Annotated in this window: 14 protein-coding genes; 2 read left to right on the forward strand and 12 right to left on the reverse strand. The window is 61.4% G+C overall.

What is annotated here, in order from left to right; all coding sequences use genetic code 11:
• The coding region (gene acnA / locus VGN12_19840) for an aconitate hydratase AcnA (protein ID HEY4311708.1) at positions 1-1714 on the forward strand (1714 nt) is incomplete at its 5' end.
• 53 nt (positions 1715-1767) lie between these two features.
• Here the strand turns inward: acnA and VGN12_19845 are convergent.
• From VGN12_19845 to VGN12_19870, 6 genes are all read right to left on the reverse strand, one after another.
• Positions 1768-2691: a hypothetical protein gene (locus VGN12_19845; protein ID HEY4311709.1), complete on the reverse strand. Its 924-nt coding sequence runs from the start codon at positions 2689-2691 to the stop codon at positions 1768-1770.
• A 283-nt stretch (positions 2692-2974) separates the two neighbouring features.
• The gene (locus VGN12_19850) at positions 2975-4909 is read right to left on the reverse strand and encodes a glycosyltransferase family 39 protein (protein HEY4311710.1); all 1935 of its coding nucleotides are present in this window, start codon (positions 4907-4909) and stop codon (positions 2975-2977) included.
• 9 nt (positions 4910-4918) lie between these two features.
• Positions 4919-7033: a hypothetical protein gene (locus VGN12_19855; protein ID HEY4311711.1), complete on the reverse strand. Its 2115-nt coding sequence runs from the start codon at positions 7031-7033 to the stop codon at positions 4919-4921.
• A 249-nt stretch (positions 7034-7282) separates the two neighbouring features.
• Complete coding sequence (locus VGN12_19860; protein ID HEY4311712.1) at positions 7283-7957, reverse strand: hypothetical protein; 675 nt, start codon at positions 7955-7957, stop codon at positions 7283-7285.
• A gap of 64 nt (positions 7958-8021) precedes the next feature.
• Complete coding sequence (locus VGN12_19865; GenBank protein HEY4311713.1) at positions 8022-9458, reverse strand: hypothetical protein; 1437 nt, start codon at positions 9456-9458, stop codon at positions 8022-8024.
• Between the two features lie 71 nt (positions 9459-9529).
• On the reverse strand, positions 9530-11725 hold the full coding sequence (locus VGN12_19870; GenBank protein HEY4311714.1) for a glycosyltransferase family 39 protein: 2196 nt from the start codon (positions 11723-11725) through the stop codon (positions 9530-9532).
• A gap of 588 nt (positions 11726-12313) precedes the next feature.
• Here VGN12_19870 and VGN12_19875 point away from each other — a divergent pair.
• Positions 12314-13255, forward strand: a complete 942-nt coding sequence (locus VGN12_19875; GenBank protein HEY4311715.1) for a glycosyltransferase family 2 protein — start codon at positions 12314-12316, stop codon at positions 13253-13255.
• A 27-nt stretch (positions 13256-13282) separates the two neighbouring features.
• Here the strand turns inward: VGN12_19875 and VGN12_19880 are convergent, their stop codons facing one another.
• The 6 genes from VGN12_19880 to VGN12_19905 all read right to left on the reverse strand — a co-directional run.
• A complete protein-coding gene (locus VGN12_19880) occupies positions 13283-13771 on the reverse strand; it encodes a hypothetical protein (GenBank protein HEY4311716.1) in 489 nt (162 codons plus the stop codon).
• Positions 13772-13980: 209 nt separating this feature from the next.
• Positions 13981-14715: a matrixin family metalloprotease gene (locus VGN12_19885; protein ID HEY4311717.1), complete on the reverse strand. Its 735-nt coding sequence runs from the start codon at positions 14713-14715 to the stop codon at positions 13981-13983.
• A 144-nt stretch (positions 14716-14859) separates the two neighbouring features.
• Entirely contained in the window at positions 14860-16152 is a 1293-nt protein-coding gene (hemL, locus tag VGN12_19890; protein HEY4311718.1) for a glutamate-1-semialdehyde 2,1-aminomutase, read from the reverse strand.
• Positions 16153-16390: 238 nt separating this feature from the next.
• Complete coding sequence (hemB, locus tag VGN12_19895; GenBank protein HEY4311719.1) at positions 16391-17404, reverse strand: porphobilinogen synthase; 1014 nt, start codon at positions 17402-17404, stop codon at positions 16391-16393.
• A gap of 19 nt (positions 17405-17423) precedes the next feature.
• Complete coding sequence (locus VGN12_19900; GenBank protein ID HEY4311720.1) at positions 17424-19334, reverse strand: serine/threonine-protein kinase; 1911 nt, start codon at positions 19332-19334, stop codon at positions 17424-17426.
• A 439-nt stretch (positions 19335-19773) separates the two neighbouring features.
• Positions 19774-21255 (reverse strand): TlpA disulfide reductase family protein (locus VGN12_19905; GenBank protein HEY4311721.1); only part of this gene is annotated, 1482 nt, incomplete at its 5' end.

A 21255-nucleotide genomic window follows, 5' to 3' on the forward strand; every position in this document is an offset into this window, starting at 1 on the left:
CGATGGGCAGTACATCGATCTCATCGAACGCTACACCAAGGAGCAGGGCCTCTGGCGGCAGAAGGATGTCGAGCCGGAGTTCAGCGAGGTGCTCGAGCTGGACCTGGCGACCGTCACGCCGAGCCTCGCCGGGCCGAAGCGCCCGCAGGATCGCGTCGAGCTGTCCAACGTCAGCAAGGTCTTCAACAGCAACTTCGGCGCAATGATGAAAGAAGCCGACGCGAAGCGCGCCGCGACTTCCGATCAAGCCACTGGCGGATTAGCCGTTGCAGAGAAAACCAAAGCCGAAGTGAAACACGCCGACGTCGTCATCGCCGCCATCACCAGTTGCACCAACACGAGCAACCCTTCGGTCATGCTGGGGGCCGGCTTGCTGGCCAAGAAAGCCGTCGAGAAAGGGTTGCACGTCAAGCCCTACGTAAAGACCAGCCTGGCGCCGGGATCGCGCGTCGTAACTGACTACCTCGAAAAGGCAGGCACGACCAAGGCCCTTGATGAGCTTGGCTTCAACACCGTGGGCTATGGCTGCACGACGTGTATTGGCAATAGCGGTCCGCTACCGCAACCGGTGGCCGATGCCGTGACGAAAGGCGACCTGGTCGCGGCGGCTGTTCTGAGCGGTAATCGCAATTTCGAGGGGCGCATCAACCCGCTGGTAAAGGCCAACTACCTAGCCAGCCCACCGCTGGTCGTAGCATACGCCCTGGCCGGGACGACCGACATCGATTTGGTGAATGACCCGTTGGGAACTGGCCGGGACGGCAAACCGGTCTACCTGAAAGATATTTGGCCGACGCAGAAGGAAGTCAGCGACGCGATCGAGCAGGCCGTGAAGCCCGAGTCGTTCCAGGCGCGCTACTCCGGCGTGTTCGAATCGAACGAGCGATGGAACGAGATCGACGTGGCGGGAAGCGCCCTGTACGCGTGGGACTCGGACAGCACCTACATCCAAGAGCCGCCGTTCTTGAGCGGCCTGCAGGCCTCGGACGAGCCGGTGAAGCCGATCCAAGGGGCACGAGTGCTGGCGGCGCTAGGCGACTCGGTAACGACCGACCACATCTCGCCCGCCGGCTCGATCGCCACGAAAAGCCCGGCCGGTAAGTTCTTGGTCGAGCATGGCGTCGATCCGCGCGATTTCAACAGCTACGGTGCCCGTCGCGGCAACGATCGCGTGATGACCCGCGGCACGTTCGCCAACATCCGCATTCGCAATTTGCTCGCTCCGGGAACCGAAGGAGGCGTCACGCGTCACCTGCCGGACGGCGCGGTGATGCCGATCTATGACGCTGCGATGAAGTACCACGAGGAAAAGGTTCCATTGGTCGTGTTGGCCGGCGCCGAATATGGTACCGGCAGCAGCCGCGACTGGGCCGCTAAGGGAACGATGCTGTTGGGCGTTCGGTTCGTGATTGCCGTCAGCTACGAACGCATCCATCGCAGCAACCTGGTGGGCATGGGCATCCTGCCGTTGCAGTTCAAGCAAGGCGAGACCTGGCAGTCGCTGGGCCTGACCGGGGAAGAGACGTTCGACGTGCTGGGCCTGGACGACAATATTAAGCCGCGCAGCCAACTGACCGTCCGCGCGACGACGCCCGGCGGCAAGGTGACCGAGTTCCAGGCCACGGTGCGGATCGATTCGCCGGTCGAGGTCGACTACTACCGCAACGGCGGCATCCTGCAAACCGTGCTACGCAAACTGGCCGCCGCGAAGTAACGCGCGCGTAACATCGAGCGAAGGACGGACCGAGAGGTCGATCGCCAATCCGCTTAGCGGCTGCGCGTGATGTTGATCGCCACGCCGCCGCCGAACATGGCCCAGCCACTGTTGGTCATCATCGGCATAGCCGGAATGATTGAGTAGCTGATCGAGCTGTTGTTTTGCGGGAAGTAATCGCGCGCCAAACGGCTCCCCCCTTGCGACCGGCGATTATTGCTGGTCGGTGCAGAGACAATATGCGACGCCGAGGGGCGTGGCCTTTCCATACGGCGTGATTCGCCACGTGCCTCGTCCGAGGCGATCTGCAACTGCTTCATCTGCTGGAAAGTTTGATGCACCTCGGCCGTCGACTGATGTCGCATGGCGAAACGCGCCAGCCGTTCCTTCAACTCTTCAGGAGTTGAGCCCACGACGTCGGGCAGTTGATGCCGGCACTTCTTAACATAGGCCGGAGTCGCCGCGGCCAGACTTTCTTCCAAGTGATTCTGCAGAGCCACGGTGCCGGGCCCGTACAGGATGTTCAACTTCGCATCGATCTCTTTGATGAATTCCTTTTGACTCCCCTTGGCGACCTTGCGTACGCGGTCCGCCATGCGGCTTTGGATCTGCCGCACCTGGCGGGCATCATACAGCGTCTGTACCGACAGCCATTGCTTGAAGCGCAGTAGCGTGTCCTGCCACGGGTCGCCCGTGAGGAAAGAGTTCGACTCGTCGGAAGACAACGTGGGATCGTCCGGTAGCGCCGGCGTGGGATGCACATCTTGCGGCGCCTGGCGGGGCGCGGCCTTGGCTGCCGGCTTCGTCGTTTTCGCCGCGGGCGGCTTTTTCGCTGCCGCGGTGCCCGTCGACTTTTGCGGCGCGTTGTCCTGCACCGCAGCAATGCCTCGAGCAGGCCCAACCAGCCCGACCGCAATCAGTGCGCAGACCGTCAGCCGCAACGGCATCGAATCGGAAATGTTCCGAGGCGCGTACACGGCAAATAAACTCCTCACATAAACATAACTCTAGGTGAGGGCAAAATCCAACCTTGCCCGGCGCCGGCCGTCACCGCCTGCTTGTACCAATGTCGTCCACGGCCCCGGCCCAAGGTCAAAGCATGCCGAAAGGCGCGATTGGGCAAAGTGAATCCGCGGGAATCGTGGCTTCCGGTCCGGATTGGGACTGTGCCAGCATTGGAAAATGCCGAGCCTTCGGCTTTCCTGCCAATTTCTTAAGATTTGCCGCGTGACACATCCCCGGCACGTGGCAGCCGACGCTTCACGGCGCAGGACCTCTTTTCGTACCAAGCGGCGCGGCATCCACTTTTGCCGGCGGTTCTTCTGGACGAATGCGCTCGAGCAACAAGCCGCGCAGCAATGTACCTTCGGTGGCCGGTACCTTGCCGATCAGTTGATAGTTGTCGTTCATCCACACGGCCAGCAGGTCGGCATAGCCATCGGTGTTCGACCGAAAATCCTGAAAGCCGTAATCGGCCAGATCCTCGTCAGTGAGGATCAAATAGTCAGGCGGGTGGTCGAGAAACGCTTCCAAAATGCGAGTCTCGCCGAACATCAACACTTCGACCGGCATCAGCGAAATGAACGGCGTGGGATCCACGCGCCGCGTCAGGTAGTTGAGCATGATCCCTTCGGGCACGACGGCCAGCGTGGCCTCGGGCGGCGCAAGCGTTTCAAGCTCTGCCAACAAGCGATTGATTTCTTCGCCGCGCGAGTCGGCCCAAAAGGCATCTGCGCCCGACCCGACGCGCTCGGTCAGGGTCGCCAGCTTTTGCGAAGTCTCGTCCAGCGAGCGCAATACGATCACTAACAGCGCCGCCAGGAAAGCGCCGCGCAACATCCAGCCCGAGCCGCCGGAATATTCAAGCCACCGCGGCGCCAGGTCCCACAGCGCAAAGATCAGCAACAGCGTGGCTGGCATCGACAGATAAAAGCCGTAATGAATCAAACGGACATGCAAGAAAATCTTGGCTGTCATCAACAGCGCGAAGATCAAGAGCGCCACGGTCACGGCCAGCCGCCCGCGCTCGGCCGCGTCCGGCACGCGCTTCCATAGCAGGGCCACGCCCAGCAATGCTCCTGCCATGGCAATCGGCAACGGGCGCAGCGCATCCGAATTGGGAACCACTTCGAAGTTCCACAGCAGAATTCCCAGCACCACGGCAAACGAGATAATCGCAGCCCCCAGCTCGGCTCGGCGCGATTGCCACACCAGCAGGCCGACTCCGGCCGGCATGCCCAACAGCATTCCGTACCAGAAGAGGATCGAGAGCAGCACGCCGAAATGTTTCATGGCGTCCTGCGCGCCCATTGAATGGCGGTAGAACGGCAGCGACGTGATCTCGGTGTCAAAGACCCATTTCCAGCCCCCTAGACTGCCTGTCGCCGCCGCAGCAGGTCCGATCGCTAGCGACAATAGCGCCGTAGCAACGATGAAGGGAACGAACAGCGGACCGACAAACGCCACGGCCATGCGCCCCAACTGCGCGTTATTCCGCCCACCGGCGGCGTGAGCCAGCAACAACCCCAGGGCGACCGCCGGCAACGTGGCGCCAAGAATCTCAGGCTTCGTTAGCGCGACTAGTCCGACGCACAATCCGCACAGCGCGACGTCCCGTAAAAGCGCGCCGCGCACATAACGGGCCAGAAAGTAAAACGCCGCCAGCGACAGCGTCAGCCCGTGCGTGACTTCGTGCGAGTAAGGACAGATGTAGTTGTAATTGGCGGCAATCGTATAACGCGAGAACGCAAACAGCAGTACCAAAACCAGGCAGCCGAGCAAGGCCGACGTGCGGCTGCCAATCGTTCGCAGCAGCGAATACCACAGCGCGAGCATCACGCCCAGAATCGCCAAGTTCACCACGACCAACGTGCGCAGCCCAACGCCGAATAAACGAAACCACAGGGCGTTCCAGTAGGGCGAGAGCGGACCATTGAAAAAGGCCAGGTCGCGATACAGAACCTCGCCTTCCGTAAGCCGCCAGGGAACGTACAGCTCGCGGCCGAAATCGACGATCACATCCGGCCAAGTGCCCCACGTCCAACAGAGCATCGCGCCGACCGCGGCCACGATCAACACCGGGCTAACCCAGGGCACCAGCGGCGCAAAGCGCGCCAGGCGCGGCGCGATTTCCGGCACGGCTTCCCGTGCGACAACAGGCTTCGGCTTGCTCTTCGTGGGCTTGGCGGGGCTCATCGCGATCGGCTAAGGCTGATTCTCGGGCTTGGCAAGCAGCTCGCTCGGCGGGCCGACTAGCGCTTGCGCCAGGTCTGCGTCCGTGAGCCGGTAGATGAGAATAGAATAGCCGATCTTCGTCGTCGGTTCGCGCTGGCGCAGAAAACTACACAACCGCGAAAAGCGCAGCTCTTCGTAGTTGCGGAGCGCCATCTTCAACTCTTCCGGGTTCAGTTGCGGTACCAGCTTCGCCATTGCCGACAGGTCCGCCCCCTGTTGCACAGGCGCCTCGAAGACCGAACGCAGCCGCTGGTAAAGTTCCTCGTACACCGTGTTCCAATGTCCGGGATAATTGCCGTAGATCGGCTGTACCATCGTGGCGCTGATGCAGTACAGGCCAGCAACCAGCGGCGGTGGCGCGGCTTCGTCGTGCCACCGCATGCGAAAGCTCGGCAACGGTCGCACATCAATGCCGTAATATTGCGGCCCGGCCATGCCGAAATAGGAAAGGTAAACGCGCTGCCCGTCAGCGGTATCGTCCTGATGCTCGTGCAGCCAGCGTTTCAGTCCCTTTAGGTCCTGCCCCCAGTCGAGCGAGCTGTCGACCAGCCGCCGATAGGCATGATCGGGCCCGCCGGACAGCAGATTGAAATATGCGAGGTAATTCGGCCAGCTCCATACAGCGACGATCGCGTAGCTGGCCAGCGCCGCGAGCACCGCGACGCGTGCCCCGGTAATTAACGCTCCACCAGGAACATTCGCGGCGGATGGATCTTTCTTCGATCGCGCGGCGCGTGATCCTGTGAACGAGCGGAACCACAGGCCCGCGGCTCCGGCCAGGATGAACAACGGTGGGTACGTCGGCAGGATATGTCGATGGCCAATGTTCATGCTGCTGGTGATGGCCGTGGCCCAATAAACTCCCCACAACACCAACAGTGGCGACAGCGGATACCACCAGGCGCGCTGCTTCGAGGCAGCCGCGTCTGCCATCGCCGCTCGCCGCGCGACCCGGCATCCCCACATCCCAAGCGCCAGCACCACGAACAGCGACAGCGGATTCTTCCACGCGAAGCAATAGGGAAAGAATCGCGCCCAACCCTTCGTGCTGTACATGCCGTCGAGAAACGAATGGCGCGCCCCGGTGAAGAGCGTGTAGCCGAAGCCGTACATCCACGCCTCGGGCAACAATTTGTATTGCCGGCCGAGTTCGAGCGCTCGCGCGACATACGGCGGCAACCCCTCTTCGACACCTTCCCAAGTCACTTGAAAGCGCGTCGCCTCGTTCGTCTGATCCGGGGCGAATGCCGAGTAGCGAAAACCATAGGACGTCCAGATCACGAGCGAGACGCCAAGCGCTACAACGACTGCCAGCCCAGCAAACAGCGCCAACTGCGGCGTCAGCCCGTTTACCTCGCGCGGACGACCGATCCGCCAATGCACCGGCGCTAGATCCGAGAGCCGTATCGCGACCAGGACTGCCGCCATAGGGCCGATGAGCACGCCGGAAAACTTCACCAGCAATAATCCGGCGACCGAGAAGCAAGTAGCCCCAACTGCCGCGAGCGTCACGCACTGCAGCAGTGTCCATAAACATCCGACCGACGCCGTGAAAAACAGCGTCGCCATCAAGTCGGACGTCGTCAGAAATCCATTCGCCAGAAACGTCGGAGAGAAGGCATACAGCGTCAGGCTGATCAAGCCGCCGGGCAGGCCGAATAACTTGCGCGACCATAGATAAACCAGCAGGCCCAACGCGGCGCTGGCCAGCGCGATCGCGGCCCGTCCGCGCACCAGCATCGTGTCCAGATCGTTCCCGGCACGAAAGAGAAAATGATCGCTCGTTTCCCACGGCAGGCCCGTGTCCCAGGTAATGTCCCCCGTGGGCACAAAGCGGGTTCCGCTCAGCCATACAGGCAAGGCCGCCAGCCGCTGCGACCAGTTGCCGTTCTCGGGGTGCATGCGGTAATCGCCGAGCGACCAATAACTCATACCGCCGGTCAGATGTACCCCTTCGTCGAAGGTCATCGATTTCTGACACACAGCGCTATATCCGAGCGCCAGATGACAAACCAATAGCACGATCACCGGCAGCGGACCGCGCAGCAGGCGCGATCCGGCAACCGAATTCGTCGCGGCGGGCATTTTCTGCTCGCCGGCGCTATGGGATGTCTGCGTCATTCGTCGAACAGGTAATTGGTGCGCCGGCTGCGGTAGGGCAAGTTTTCTGTCGCGGTGCGTCGTAACTCAGACCAGCCGCGACCGATTGCCGAAACCATCGACGATGCGAAGAAGTTTGCGGCGCTGCTATTAGCCTGTTCTACCGGAGGGCGCGCCGTCAAGGTACTGACCTAATTCGAACATGCACGTCCAATTTCGAGAGCCATCAAAGGATCATGCCCGCTCGCTCACGACGCGTCTTCCCAGCGCCGTCAGATTCTCCCAGGTGAACTCGGCAATGCAGGCCAGGTAGTCGCCGCGCAGATAGCCGGGATTTCGGTCGACGAAGAAGCGATCCTCGACCGTATCACCCGGCGCGGAACCATACAGATTGCGTTCCGGCCGGACCGGCGTCGGCTTGTGCAAGGCGACGATCCCTCGCGCCGCATCGTATTCCGTGGGAAACTTGCGCAGCGTCAATGCGTCCAGCCTGGCTTGCACGTCCTTGGGGATCGCAACATCGGGACGCGGATAGAACGTTTGGAAGAATCCGGGCATGAATCGATAGCTGCGATGCGTCGACGTCAGCAGAAGCAGATAGACGTGCGTGGCGCTGGCGTGACGCGCGATCTCGAAACTGTGCCGCGCCCAGGCGTAGACCCAGGCCGAATGGCCCCAATATTGCGGTTCGATTACCGTATCACCGGCGAATACCGCTCCGACAAGTTCGCCAGCAACGACCATATCGAAATACGTGATCGTCGAAAAACCGCAGATACGTGACGATGCTGCTTCACGTACCAACACGACCGACGGCTTTTCGTCCAGATCGCGATAAAACTGCGCGGCGTCCACCTGGTCGAAATGACCTCGCATCAAAGCCAGTAGCTGTGCGCGGTCTGTGTCCAAGAGGTCCGGCACGCCTACGACGCTACAGGCTAAAGAGCCGGGCGCACTGCCTGTAAGGCCAATATCAGACATCGCCGCGCCCCCCGTCGCCGATCGGATTCTCAGGGTTCGTCATTTCCAATGATTCGTCAATCTCGCAACGGAAGTCTTCAAACTTGCCGAGCGGGCCGCGCGGAATCTCGTCGACGTAACGAAAGCCGACTTCGAACGGATGACCGAGCGCCGTCAGCACCCAGCCGCGCAACCGTTCCTCATCCGCTGGTGTGAGCGGCCGGAGCGCGACCAGCAGCATTTCCATCGAAGTGCGCGAGCGCTGAATCAATTGAAACTGATGGATGGGCGGGAAGTCAGCCAGATCCTCGGTGCCGACCAATTCGATCGATGGCCAGCGTCGGCGCCCGTCCGGCAGAATCGCCATATTGCGCTGCCGCCCCATGATTCGCTTCAGCACCGGCAGCCCACGACCGCAGGGGCACGGTTCGCCCACCTCGGCGTAATCGCCAATGTCGTAGCGCAGAAGGGGCGTGGCGAAATTGTGCAGCGAGGTGACCACCACGCGGCCAATGCTGCCCGGCGGGCAGGCTTGCCCCTGGTCATCGAGCACTTCGACCAGCACGTTCTCGCACTGCACGTGATAGTTTTCGGTGTCTGGACATTGCAGCGCGAGATACCCAACCTCTTGCGAGCTGTACATATCGACAACCGCGACATTCCACACACGGCGGCATTGCTCGCGCACGCGCGGTTCCAACAACTCGCCAAACGTACGCGCCTGGCGCAAACGCGGCAGCCGCCAACCATTGGCTTGCGAATGTTGCACAAGCGCCGCCAAGTTCGAAGGATATGTCAGCAGATAATCGGGATCGCGCCGCAATAGCCAGTCGGCCTGCTGGTCGACGGTGCTGTGAATGTTCAGAGTATGGCTGGGCCCCGTGTCCACGATGCCACGCGTTGCCGGGCCCCAATCCTCGGACGACACGCCGTGCGGTGGTCCCGCCTCGTCGCCAGGCAAACTGCGGATCGCCGCCAGCGTTGCCCCCGGTGCGCGACGATGCCAAAGATGGTCGCGCAGCGTGCAGCAATTCCAGAACAATTGCGTCAGCCCGGTGCCGACCACCATCACCGGCCGACCGGTCGAACCCGAAGTGAATAGCTGGCTGCGTGGACCGTGCGCGTCCGGTACAGCGCACGAAACCAGATCCGCGGCGAACTGCTGCATATCGGCGCGCGAGAGCAACGGAATGCGCGACCACTCTTCGCGGCCCTGCACATGCTCGGGCGTCAGGCCGATAGACTCAAGCCGGCGACGGTAAAAGGCCGTGGTGTCAAAGGCATGAGCAAGCAGCCGTCCCAGTTGCCGCGACTGACGCGCTAGGATCTCCTCGGCCGTCAGCCACTGGATCGACTCAAACTGACACTGCATCGCCAGCAATTGCGACGCGAATGGTCCGGGTATACCCGGCCAGATCGTGCCATTAACCGTGGTCGTGACGTCGAGCATCGTCGCTGCCTGTCGTTCCTATTTCGCTTGTCGGCGCGGTCGTGGTGATTGCTGGACGCTACGTTGTGATGCTACGGCGCCGCGTTCTGATCCTGCGATTCATCCGCGGGCGCGGTGTCGTCCTCTAATTGCCCTTCCCCCTCGGGCCTGGCGATCAACTCGCACGGAGGTCCGTCGAGCGCCGCGTCCACATCGGCGTCGGTTAAACGATAGATCATGATCGAGTAGCCCACCTGGTCGTCCGGCTCGCGCTGCCGCAGAAAGCTGCACAGCCGTCCGAATCGCAACACCCGGTAGACTCGGAATGCCTCTTGCAACTCGGCCAGCGGCGCACTCTCGGCCATTTGTTGCAACGCCGCCGGGTTCGACGCGGCACGTTGGAACGGCACCACGACCTGGCGCAAATCCTGATAATATTTTTCGAACTGCTCGTTCCACTTCCCCACGTAGGGAACCGTGTAAACCTGCTGCAACATGCTAGCGCTAATGCAGTACAAACCACCGGCCAGCGGCGCAGGCAAAGTCGGATTCCAGCGCGGAAAAAACTTCGGCAGCTCTTCGGCGCGAATGCCATACGCCTCGGGCTTGGCGGTACCGAAATACGATAAGTAGACGCGTCGTGGATCACGGCTGTCGTCGGGATGGGCATCAAGCCATCGCTTCAGTTCGATCAGATCCTGCCCCCAATCGAGCGAACTATCGACCAGGCGGCGATAGCCTTGCCGTGGACCGCCGGCGATCAGGTTGAAGTACGCCAGATAGTTAGGCCAGAAGCCGATGGTTTCCAACGTGCCCAACGCTAACAGCAGCAGGGTCACACCTCGAGCCACCGCGGCAAACCTGGGTGGCGTCGCTACGTCGCGCTGCGCGGGGGCGTTGCCCGCAACCGTTTTGCCAGAGGTCGCGCGGCTGGCTACGGCCGTGGTAAACCATAGCCCTGCCGCGCCGGCAAAGATGAACATCGGCGGATAAGTGGGCAAGATGTGCCGATGTCCGATATTGAGATTGCTGCGAATCGCCACGCCCCAATACACGGCGAAAAGTACAATCAGCGGCACGAGTTGATACAGCCTGCCCGCAGGCCAGCGATCGCCGCTCGAATCCTGCCCGGTCGGCAGTTTGCGCCGCGCCCACAAGGTCCAACCGGCCAGCCCAGTGATGCAGAACAAAGTTAGTGGCGTCTTCCACAACAGGCAGAGTGGGAAGAAACTGGTCCATCCCTTGTACGAGAACGCGCCGTTGAGAAATCCGGCGCGCTGATTCGCGTAAAACAACGTATACGTGAAACCGTACAGGTAACTTTCGGGAAGCAGATGATGCTCGCGCGCAAAATGCACGAGCGCCAAAATCTGTGGCGAGGCGCCCCCTTCGAGATTTTCCCAGGGAATCTGCGTCTTACTTTCCGGCAGGGAGTCCGCGCCAAACATCGCGTAGCGAAAACCGTACGACGCCCAAATAATCAGCACCGCTCCGAGCGCAACGATCACGGCGCCTGCTACGAAAGCCATCAATAGACGTACCCGCCCGCGTAGCTCGTGCTGGCCGACGAGCGACACCGGCAACGGCCGGCTGCTCGACAGTCGTACGGCCAGCATGACAACGGCCATCGGCGCAATCAGGACTCCGGAATATTTCGAAAGTAGCAGGCCCGAGACACCGACGATCGCCGCTCCCAAAGTCAGCCACGAGATGCGATGCAACACGGCCCATATCCCGGCCGTCGCGGCCGTGAAGAATAGCGCCGCCACAAGGTCCGAGGTGGCGAGAAAGCCGTTTGCCAGGATCGTAGGAGAAAAGGCGTACAGCGTTAGGCTGATCAGTCCGCCGACAGGACCAAAGATGTGTCGCGACCAGAAATAGACCAGCAGCCCCAAGGCGAGGTCGGGCAGCACCATCATCATCCGGGCGCGCCACAACATGTTATCCGTTTCGCCCCCCATCGCGGTCATCAAGCGATCCGTAATACCCCACACGTCCGAGATCGACCACGAACGGTCGTCGACGGCCAGCTTGTATCCGTGCAGATAGATGGGGAGCGCCACCAGGCGCTGCGACCAGTTCCCATTTTCGGCGTGCAATCGGTAATCGTTCGCGGCCCAATAGCTGAAGCCGCCGCCGAGGTGGGCGCTTTCGTCGAAGGTCATCGACTTGCGAGCGACGGCAGTCGCGCCCAGCACCACATGGCATGCCAGCAGAATAACGACCGGCAATGGCCCGCGCAGCCGGGCGGCGATGCCGGTCGCAGGTCGAGGTTTTTTGCTGGCCATGTGCCGCAGCTCGGATGCCGGGGGAAAAATCAGCCCGCGATTGAGGGCTTTCTGGGCGACGCCTTCGCAGCAGAATATAGCGGTCCGCCGCGATGCTCGCGTCCCACCCTACGCGAACGCTCGATCGAATTGAGTCTTTAGCGTCACCTGCCGTGGCCTGGCACGTCAATACGGCGCCAGGCGATTGGCGGTCGCGGCGAGCCGTGGTCAAGTTGTAACGGCCCTACCAACTGTCCCGGCTTGAGTTCGCCGCCCTTGCCCAGTAGCATCCCCTGTCATGGTGTTTTCGGGCAGAGCTGGTAAGACCGCCACCGGCCGGACCGGCTGCCGTAAGCTATTGATGATTGTGCGGGCCGCAGCGGCTCTCAGGCAGGGAATCACTTGCGATCGGCCGCAATACGAGGGCAGTACCTCCCCGGCCATGCCGCGAACGTGCCCGCCGCTGACCGGTTTGTCGTGGGCGTTGATCGTTCGCAACGCGGCACGAGGCAATAGCTCCGGCCCGCCAGCGAAATTGGTCCGGGCCGCAAAACAGACAGTGCCATCCGCAGGACGCGGACGACAATGAGAACTTTTAGCGAGTACGGCATGAATTCGTCCCCACGTTTGTCCTTGGCCATTCCGGTGTTCAACGAGCGCGAGGTTTTCCCGCTGCTGGTCGAGCGCGTCGGCGCGGTGCTGGACAAGATTCCCGGCGGCCCGCACGAGATCGTGATGGTCGACGACGGTAGCAGCGACGGCACGGCCGAACTGCTCGAGGCCGCGGCCACGAAGGATCCTCGCATCGTAGGGGTACTGCTGTCACGCAATTTCGGCCATCAAACGGCCATCACCGCGGCGATGGACCAGGTCACAGGCGACGTCATCGTGATCATGGACGGCGACCTGCAAGACCCGCCCGAGGTGATCCCGCAGCTTTTGGCCAAGCACGCCGAAGGGTACGACGTTGTGTACGCACAGCGCGGACAGCGGCAAGAAGGCTGGTACCTGCGGCTGTGCTACTGGTTGTTCTATCGCCTGGTGACGATGCTTTCGAATACGCCGCTGCCGCTCGACAGCGGAGACTTTGCCCTGTTGTCGCGGCGCGTCGTCGATGCCATGCGGCAAGCGCCCGAGCGGCAACGCTACTTGCGCGGGCTGCGAGCGTGGGTCGGTTTCCGGCAGACGGGGATGGTCGTCGATCGCGCGGGTCGACACGCCGGCCGTTCGAAGTACACGCCGCTGAAACTCTTGAAGCTCGCCTCGGATGGCATCTTCGCCTTTTCGATCGTCCCGTTGCGCGGCGCGCTAGTGCTGGGATTGCTGGCCATCGTGGCTTCGCTTGTGTACGCGGTCTATGCGATCCTGGCCCGACTGGTCTTCGAAAGCAACACACCGCCGGGCTTTGCCTCGTTGATCGTGGTGATCGTATTCCTGGCGGGCATGCAGCTAATGCTGCTGGGCGTGGTCGGGGAATACGTGGGACGCATCTACGAGGAAGTGAAAGGGCGCCCGCACTATATTCTGCGCAAGGTCATCCGCGGCCAGTAAGCGCGGGACACAGCTCGCACGCAGTCTTTACGTTCGCGCGTGCTCTTGGCCGACCAGAACCAGGTTGTCCTGGTAGTAGGCGATCGCCTCAGTGGGATTGAGGTTGAAGATCGCGCGGCCGTCGGTTTGCCATTTGCCATGATCACGGCGGAATACGGCAGTGGCAGCGCGCAAGTTGCTGACGGCTTCGACCTCTTCCATGCCGCCCCCTTCGATTGCCTCGAAAGCAATCGTGACCGCGACAAAGGCGCACAGCTCGCCATTCTGACGATGCCGAGCGTAGGTGACCTCGTCCTCGAACGAGCAGTCGGTCCAGCGCAGGCCGCGCGGCTTGCCACTGTTGCCGGCCAACTCGACGAACTTGGCCTCCAGCCGTTCGCGATGCAGATGGAATTCGCTGCGATAGCGCTGATAGTTGGCGCGCTCGACGCGTGCGCGAACTTTCTGCCACGCAAACCCGATGACGACCAGGGCCACGACGCCTACAGCCGCGATCATCCAATATCCACCCGACATGGCCCATCCTCCCACACACCCACAAGCAGCCCGCGCAAAGAGCGCGGTGCGGCAATGTCGATTCTACGCCTGCCGAGGCCGCAAACGCAAGGAACATGGTGGCCGGCACACTTTAACCGCGGAATCCGCTGGCTTTTGTCCGGCTCAAAAGATGTAGGCGACGGTGCGTTATCCGGGTTCGATCCTAAACGTCTCGCGCGACACCGCCGTTAGCGTCGGCGTCTCCTGAACAGCATGCCCAGCGAAATCGCCGCCAGCGCCAGCGAGATCGTGGCCGGCTCGGGCACCAGCGGATGGACCGAGCCCACGCCCACGCCATAGATCGCCTCGATGCCGGCGATATCGTCGGGCGTGAGGAAACCAGTCCCGGGTCCGTCCATGCGGTGAAAGGTTGGATACATCACGGCCGTCGGATCGAGCGAATGGTCGAGCCCCAAGGCATGGCCGATCTCGTGCTCGGCGCAGCCCAGCAGGTCAGGATAGGTCAGGGTGCCGACCAAGGCCCAGCGATCGCCATCGTCGAAATGGACGTCGCCGGCCAATCCGGAAAACGTCGATGACGGATAGTACGCGTGCGCCTTGACGTTGCCGAAGCCGTCAATGAAGTGATGGCCGAAGCGGATCTCGGCGTTACTGGCCGAGGCTGGGTATTCGGCATCTGAGACCAGTGGGCCCGAGTCAGGGGCCTCGACGAAGTTCAGCGGCGCAACCGACGCCCACAACGACAGGGCTTCCTCAATGCTGCCGCGCAAGATCGCCTCGGGGACCGGCTGGTTATTCGGATCGAGAATTCCACCGTCGAACAGGTTTGCATAGCTGTAGGTAATCGTCACCGGCGCGCCGAGAAACGCCTGCGGCCATTTTGTGCCCGTGAGCGTATAGGCAACCGCGCCGCGCGCCCCGACAACCAGCATCAACAGCGCAAAGACAAAGGAACGAATCATCGGTAGCCATCTCGAATTTAAAACACCGCGCGCCAAAAAAGCGCGACGAACGGGTAGCAATGCGACAAATGCCGGGAAAGATTAGCGCGTCCGCGCGACACGAACTTTTAGTTTGCACTGTCGCGAGCGCCGGGCGGGGCGCTACTAGGAATTGGCCAGCTTCGACAAGGCTTCTTGCGCGGCCGTGATAGTAGCGTCGATATCTGCGTCGCTATGAGCCGCCGAGATAAACAACGCCTCGTACTGGCTGCAAGGCATATAAATGCCGCTGTCGACCAACTCCCAGAACCAACGTGCAAATCGCTTGGTGTCCGAGTGGCTAGCTTGCTCCCAGTTGGCGACCGGCTGTGGATTGAAGAACAGCGTCATCATACTTCCCACCCGCGCCACAGTACACGGAATTCCCGCCTGTCGCGCGGCGGCAAGCAATCCGGCCTCCAGCCGTTGGCCTAGCGCTTCCAACCGGGCATAGGGGGAATTGTCTCGCAAAATCTTCAGCGTAGCGATGCCCGCCGCCGTGGCCAGCGGGTTGCCGCTGAGGGTGCCAGCTTGAAACACCTTGCCGGCGGGCAGGATGTGATCCATGATCTCGGCCCGCCCGCCGTAAGCTCCCACCGGCAGGCCACCGCCGACGATCTTGCCCAGCGTCGTCAGGTCGGGCGTGATGCCGAAGATCGATTGTGCGCCGCCGTGGGCCACGCGGAAGCCGGTCATGACTTCGTCAAAGATCAACAGAGCGCCGGCCGTCGCCGTGACATGACGCAGCGTGCTCAAAAACTCGGGTGTAGGGATCACGCAGCCCATGTTCCCGACGACCGGTTCCAGAATCACTCCAGCGATGCGCGTGCCATGTTCGGCAAAGGCGCGCTCCACGTCGGCGCAATCGTTGTATTGCAAGACCAGTGTGTCGCGCGTGGTGCCGGCCGTCACACCGGGCGAATTCGGTACGCCGAGCGTGGCGGCCGAACTGCCGGCAGCCACCAGCAAGCTGTCGACATGCCCGTGATAATTGCCGGCGAACTTGACGATCACGTCGCGCCCGGTGTATCCGCGCGCCAGACGAATGGCACTCATCGTGGCTTCGGTGCCGGAACTGACCAGGCGCACTTTTTCGACCGACGGAACCGCCTCGATGATCAGTTCGGCCAATTCGCTTTCGGCCAAGGTCGGCGCGCCGAAACTGGTGCCTCGACCAATAGCGGCCGCGAGTGCCGCTTCGACCGCCGGGTGGCAATGCCCCAGGATCATCGGCCCCCAGGAGCCGATGTAGTCGATATATCGGCGGCCATCGATATCAAACAGATACGGCCCCTCGCCGCGCTCGATGAACAACGGCTCGCCCCCCACGCCGCCAAAAGCGCGGGCAGGACTGTTCACGCCCCCCGGAATCAACTGCTTGGCATGGGCGAAAGCGGCCCGGCTCTTTTCATACGCCACGAAGTATTCTCCTAAAGCGACCGCGCGGCCGTGTATTTCGTAGGGTGCCCTGTGGGCACCACGTATTTGGATGGCAAGAATCTTTATGCAAGCCGAGAAACGAAAGGATGTCGACAATCCAAAGCTCAACGCACCGCTCTGCTGGCAGCAGGTCCTTGGTGCTCACAGAGCACCCTACATGCGACACGGGGTGGTTTGAATGCCCACTCGGTCGTTGTTCCGATGCTCAAAGAACACCCTACGACAGCCAGCCGGCAACGTCACGCGCCCAATAGGTGAGGATCATGTCGGCGCCGGCACGGTGCATCGCGATCAGCGATTCGAGCACGACGCTGCGCTCGTCGAGCCAGCCTCGGGCGGCGGCCGCCTTGACCATGCTGTACTCGCCCGACACGTTATAAGCGGCCAGGGGCACGCCGGGAAAGCGGTCGCGCACACTGCGCAGAATGTCGAGATAGGCGAGCGCCGGCTTGACCATGATGATGTCGGCCCCCTCGGCCAGATCGAGTTCGACCTCGCGCAGGGCCTGACCCGGATCGGCAGCGGCGTCCATTTGATACGTGCGGCGATCGCCAAAGGCCGGCGCGCTTTCCGCCGCATCGCGGAACGGACCGTAAAAGGCGCTCGAATACTTGGCCGCGTAACTCATCACCGGCAGATGGGCGAAGCCGGCGCCGTCGAGCGCCTGCCGGATCGCGCCGACCATACCGTCCATCATCCCGCTGGGGGCCACCATGTCGACGCCCGCCTGCGCATGACTGACCACCTGCCGAGCCAGCAGTTCGAGCGTCGCGTCGTTATCGACGTCCGTCCGACCCGTTGTCTGGTTCACGACGCCACAATGTCCATGATCGGTGTATTCGCAAAAGCAAACGTCGGTGACGACCAACAAATCGGGCGTGGCGCGTTTCAATGCTCGCACAGCTTGTTGCACGATGCCCGTCTCGCTGTAGGCGTCGCGCCCCAGCGAGTCTTTCTCGCTCGGTATACCGAACAGGATCACGCCGCCGACGCCGGCCGCGGCCAATTGCTCGGCATCGCGAACCAGTTCGTCGATCGACAATTGATGCACGCCCGGCATCGTGCCGATTTCTTGGCGGATCTTGCTGCCAGGGCGGACGAAGAGGGGCTGGATCAGGCGGCGCGGATCGAGCCGCACGGCGCGAATCATTTCGCGCAGCCGGGGATGATACCGCAAACGCCGCATGCGGGTCGTGGGAAAGCCCGATTCGGAGGGACGCGGAGCGTTCATGACGGTCTACGAAGCGTGGTCATTGGGGCGCGGCCAAATTTGTATGATTGCCTGCCGCGGTGCGGGCCGCCAGATCGGCCGTAGCACGCTCGACAACATTTGCCGCCCACGGCTTGTCGCCGTAGAGCTTTATGATGCCTTCGCGGATCGCGCGGGCGGCAGCGGCATCCGTGCTTTCCAGCGCGTCGGCCGCATCCAGTCGGCCCAACAGGGTTTGCACATCCATGCGCGAGCGTTCTTCGATCTGTGATTGCAACTGCGCCAGGTGCTGCCGCGCGAGCGCCAGCGCGTCGCGATCTGCCGGCGACAGATTTTTATCGTTGCCGTACAAAGCAACGATTGCCGTCAGCCGCTCGACGGCCATTTCCGGATTCAATTTGGCCTGTGACATCGCGTCGAGATAAGCACGATCGACCAAGGATGCCGTTTCCACGGCGTTAGCCGACCGAGCACGCATTTCGGCCCGGCGCGCGTCCACATAAAGGCGGATTGCCTCCTGATGTTGCTTGATCTCTGCCGCGCGCGGATCGTCCGGGTAATGCGCCAAGAACGTTCGCAGGTCGGGCTCCGCCTCGCGCAGCGCGGTCATGTCGCCGGGCTCGATCGTGCGTTCGATCCGCGTATATAAACGGTCGGCCGATGCCGGCTGCATCAACCACCAGGTGCCACCAGCCAGCGCAATGACGGCCACGATCAATAGCGCGGTTTGCAGCAGCCCCCAGGGGTTCGTATGTTCGCGCGGCGCGTCGGTACGACGATGCTCTTCTTCGGAAATCGTGACGAAGCGCGATGTCGGCTTGCCAAGTGGCGCGGGCGGCGTGGCGGATGCGCTAGCGGCACCGGCTGGTTGCTGCCCCGTCTTCACCGACGTCGCCGAAACCAGATCGACCGTGGCGCTCAGCGCCCTTTCGTGCCGTGCCGCGGCCGTCTGCTCGTGCGGATTCACCGGCGGCGAAAGATCGTACTCGCCCGAATTGGCATCCGAAAGCGGGTCTTTATCCGTAGGCAGCAGCGGCTGGCCGGGAGCCGTCATCGTCGCACTCGAGACGCTGACGATGGGTGGCTGCGAAATATCGCGCGTCGGCGCATTCAACGAAAGATCGATACGCATCGACAAGCCGTGCCGCATTGCTTCCAGCCGGCGCGACAGCACCATGGCCGTGGCAATTCGCTGGTCGGGATCCTTCACCAGCAGGTCACTGATGATCACCTGCAATTCTTCCGGCACATCAGGCGCGTAACGACGCACAGGGTCGGGCTCGGCGAAGCGCTGCAATTGCAGCATCTCGACCAAGGTGGCCGCCTTGAACGGTGGACGGCCGGCCAGCAGCGTGTACATCACGCCCCCCAAGCTGTACAGGTCGCAGCGCGGCGTGATAGGGCGTCCGTCGGTTTGCTCGGGAGCCATGTATTCGGCGGTGCCCAGCACGCCGCCGACGGCGGTCAGACCGGTGGCGCCAAACAGCTTGGCAATGCCGAAATCGGATAGCTTGACCTGCCCCTCTTGCGAGATCAGCAAATTGGCCGGCTTGATATCGCGGTGGATCACACCGCGGTCGTGAGCATGCTTCAATGCCCGGCACGTCTGAATCGCGTAGTCCGTCACTTCGCGCCAGGCGAAACGACGGCCAGCCTGCATGTCGTCTTCCAGGCTGCGGCCGACGATCAACTCCATCGAATAGAAGAGGTGATGCTCCTCTTCGCCGAAGCCGTACAGCCGCACGATATTGGGATGGCGCAGCTTGCGCAGCGTCTCGATCTCGGACTTGAATCGATCGCGGAATCCATCGTCGTGGGCGAGCGTGGCCGAGAGAATCTTGATCGCGGCCGTCTCGCCCGTCTCGCGCAGCGTCCCCTCGTAGACGGTTCCCATGCCGCCACGACCGAGTTGCCGTCCGATTCTGTAGGGGCCGAGTTGCTCGAGTTGCATGGTCCGACCACAAAGACAATCGCGAGACGTGACGCCGCCGAGATGCCGCTGCCGGCCGCTCGACCGGCGGCCTTTCGAAAACTGGCCTGCGCTGGCGAATTTCGCCCGGCCGGCATCCCCTTCAGCTAATCTAGTCCCGAACGGCAGACGGGGCCAGTGACGGGGCGTGCGGTTACGATTGTCGATCCGGCGGTTTTCGGTTGCCAATCCGGTTAAGGATCAGGCCGACAGCAAAGCCAAGTATCGATCCAAACAGCGGCTGTGCATAGGAAGAAACAACCGCAGCGATGCTGTAGGCGTTACCGTGAACGGCGCCAAAAGGTATCCGAATAGCGCTCCCGTCAGCGTTCCAGTGATCAACCGGGGCCACGCATCATAGTTGCGTCACACGGCGCCGCGGTAGATACGGGCCGTCGGTTTGTGGCGAGGCACGCTCATTTCATTGCTCGCGAAGCAATGCGGCAATCTTGTCTTCTAGATTCCCGGAGTCGCTAAATAATTCAAATCGCAAGATTCCCTTCCGGTCGACAAGCAACATTGTCGGCAACCGGGTGATGCGGCCTCCGCTTGCCCACAATTTCCGGGCGGTTGAACCTCGGGGAACGACAGCTGATGGCCAGGGAATTTGCATCCGGTCGACGACTGACTGCGCCAAGTCAGCGTCGTCATCGAAACTTACTCCCACTACCTCGAAGCCATTTTCGTGCCAGCGCACGTACTGCTCCTTGAGTTCAGGCATTTTCTTTAGACATGGCGCACATGTACTGGCCCATAAATCCAGAAGCACGACTTTCCCGAGGAGTTCGCGCGAGTCAATCCGCTTGTTAGACACATACAACGAAAATGCAAACGGTTTTCCAACTTCAGGGAGAGGAAGCTCGTCCGTTCCTTGAGCTTGCGGCCGATTCCTAGCCGTCTTCGCCATGCCATTTAGGTCGTCGTGCGTCACAACCTCGACACCCAATAGCTTCACCTTTCCGGGTGCAAGCCCCGTGTGATCGAGTCGAAATTCCTCAGTAATGAACTTCTCATACGCGCCAGTGACGCGACCGCCCAAGGTAAAACGTCGCTCGTCTTCATCAAAAGCCACAACCCGCGCGCCGAGGACATCATGCGAACGATTGATGGTTATTACGAGGTTCGTTGGGTCGCCCTGTTCGATTGCCACTTGAATGTCGTTATCCGCCCTACCTAGCCACCCACGAGCCGAAGTTCTCTCCTGCGGCCGTAGTATCCAGCGAAAACCCGGCTGGTTAGGCCACGCCTTTCGCTGGTCAATTGTCTCCTCGCGAATCAGAAATTCATCGCCACGATCCTTCTCGGTCATGGCAGTCAACTTGATTTGCAAAACATGTTGGTCCAATGCCTCGCCTTCGATCCATCGATCGCCCAGTTCGAGTACGGAATGTCGCGGCAAGGTCTTCGTTTTCACGATTTGAGAGAAGGAACGAAAAGTCCGATCGGAAACGGGATGCGTTTTGCGATCCCAAGCGCGAAATACTTTCACAACCTCTTCCGCTGTTAACGGCGAGATCTCTTCACTTTGCGAAGCGGGAAGGTCGACGTTCTTTGAATACTTCGCCAGCTTTTTATTCAAATCATCAACGGCTTGGTCCAATGGCGTTTCGGTCTTGGGGCCGATCGCAAATTTTCCGTAGAGCTCTTCGTCTGTAGGTTGAACCGCATCGCCGGGCTCACAGCCAAAGGTATTCGACGCCAACTCGACATTCAGAACATACGGAATACCAATGCTTGTCGTAATCAGTTCAATGACCAACAGATACCGAGCAAAGGGTTGCATGGATCTCATGACGCATTCCTTTAGAATGACGCGGGCCTGCTTACCATAAGATTTTCCGCGCTCGCCCGGCGCTTCCGGATCCGGCGTCCGGACGCTCGGATTCGTACCATCAGCAAAGAC

The sequence above is a fragment of the Pirellulales bacterium genome (genome assembly GCA_036499395.1).
Lineage (GTDB): Bacteria > Planctomycetota > Planctomycetia > Pirellulales > JACPPG01 > JACPPG01.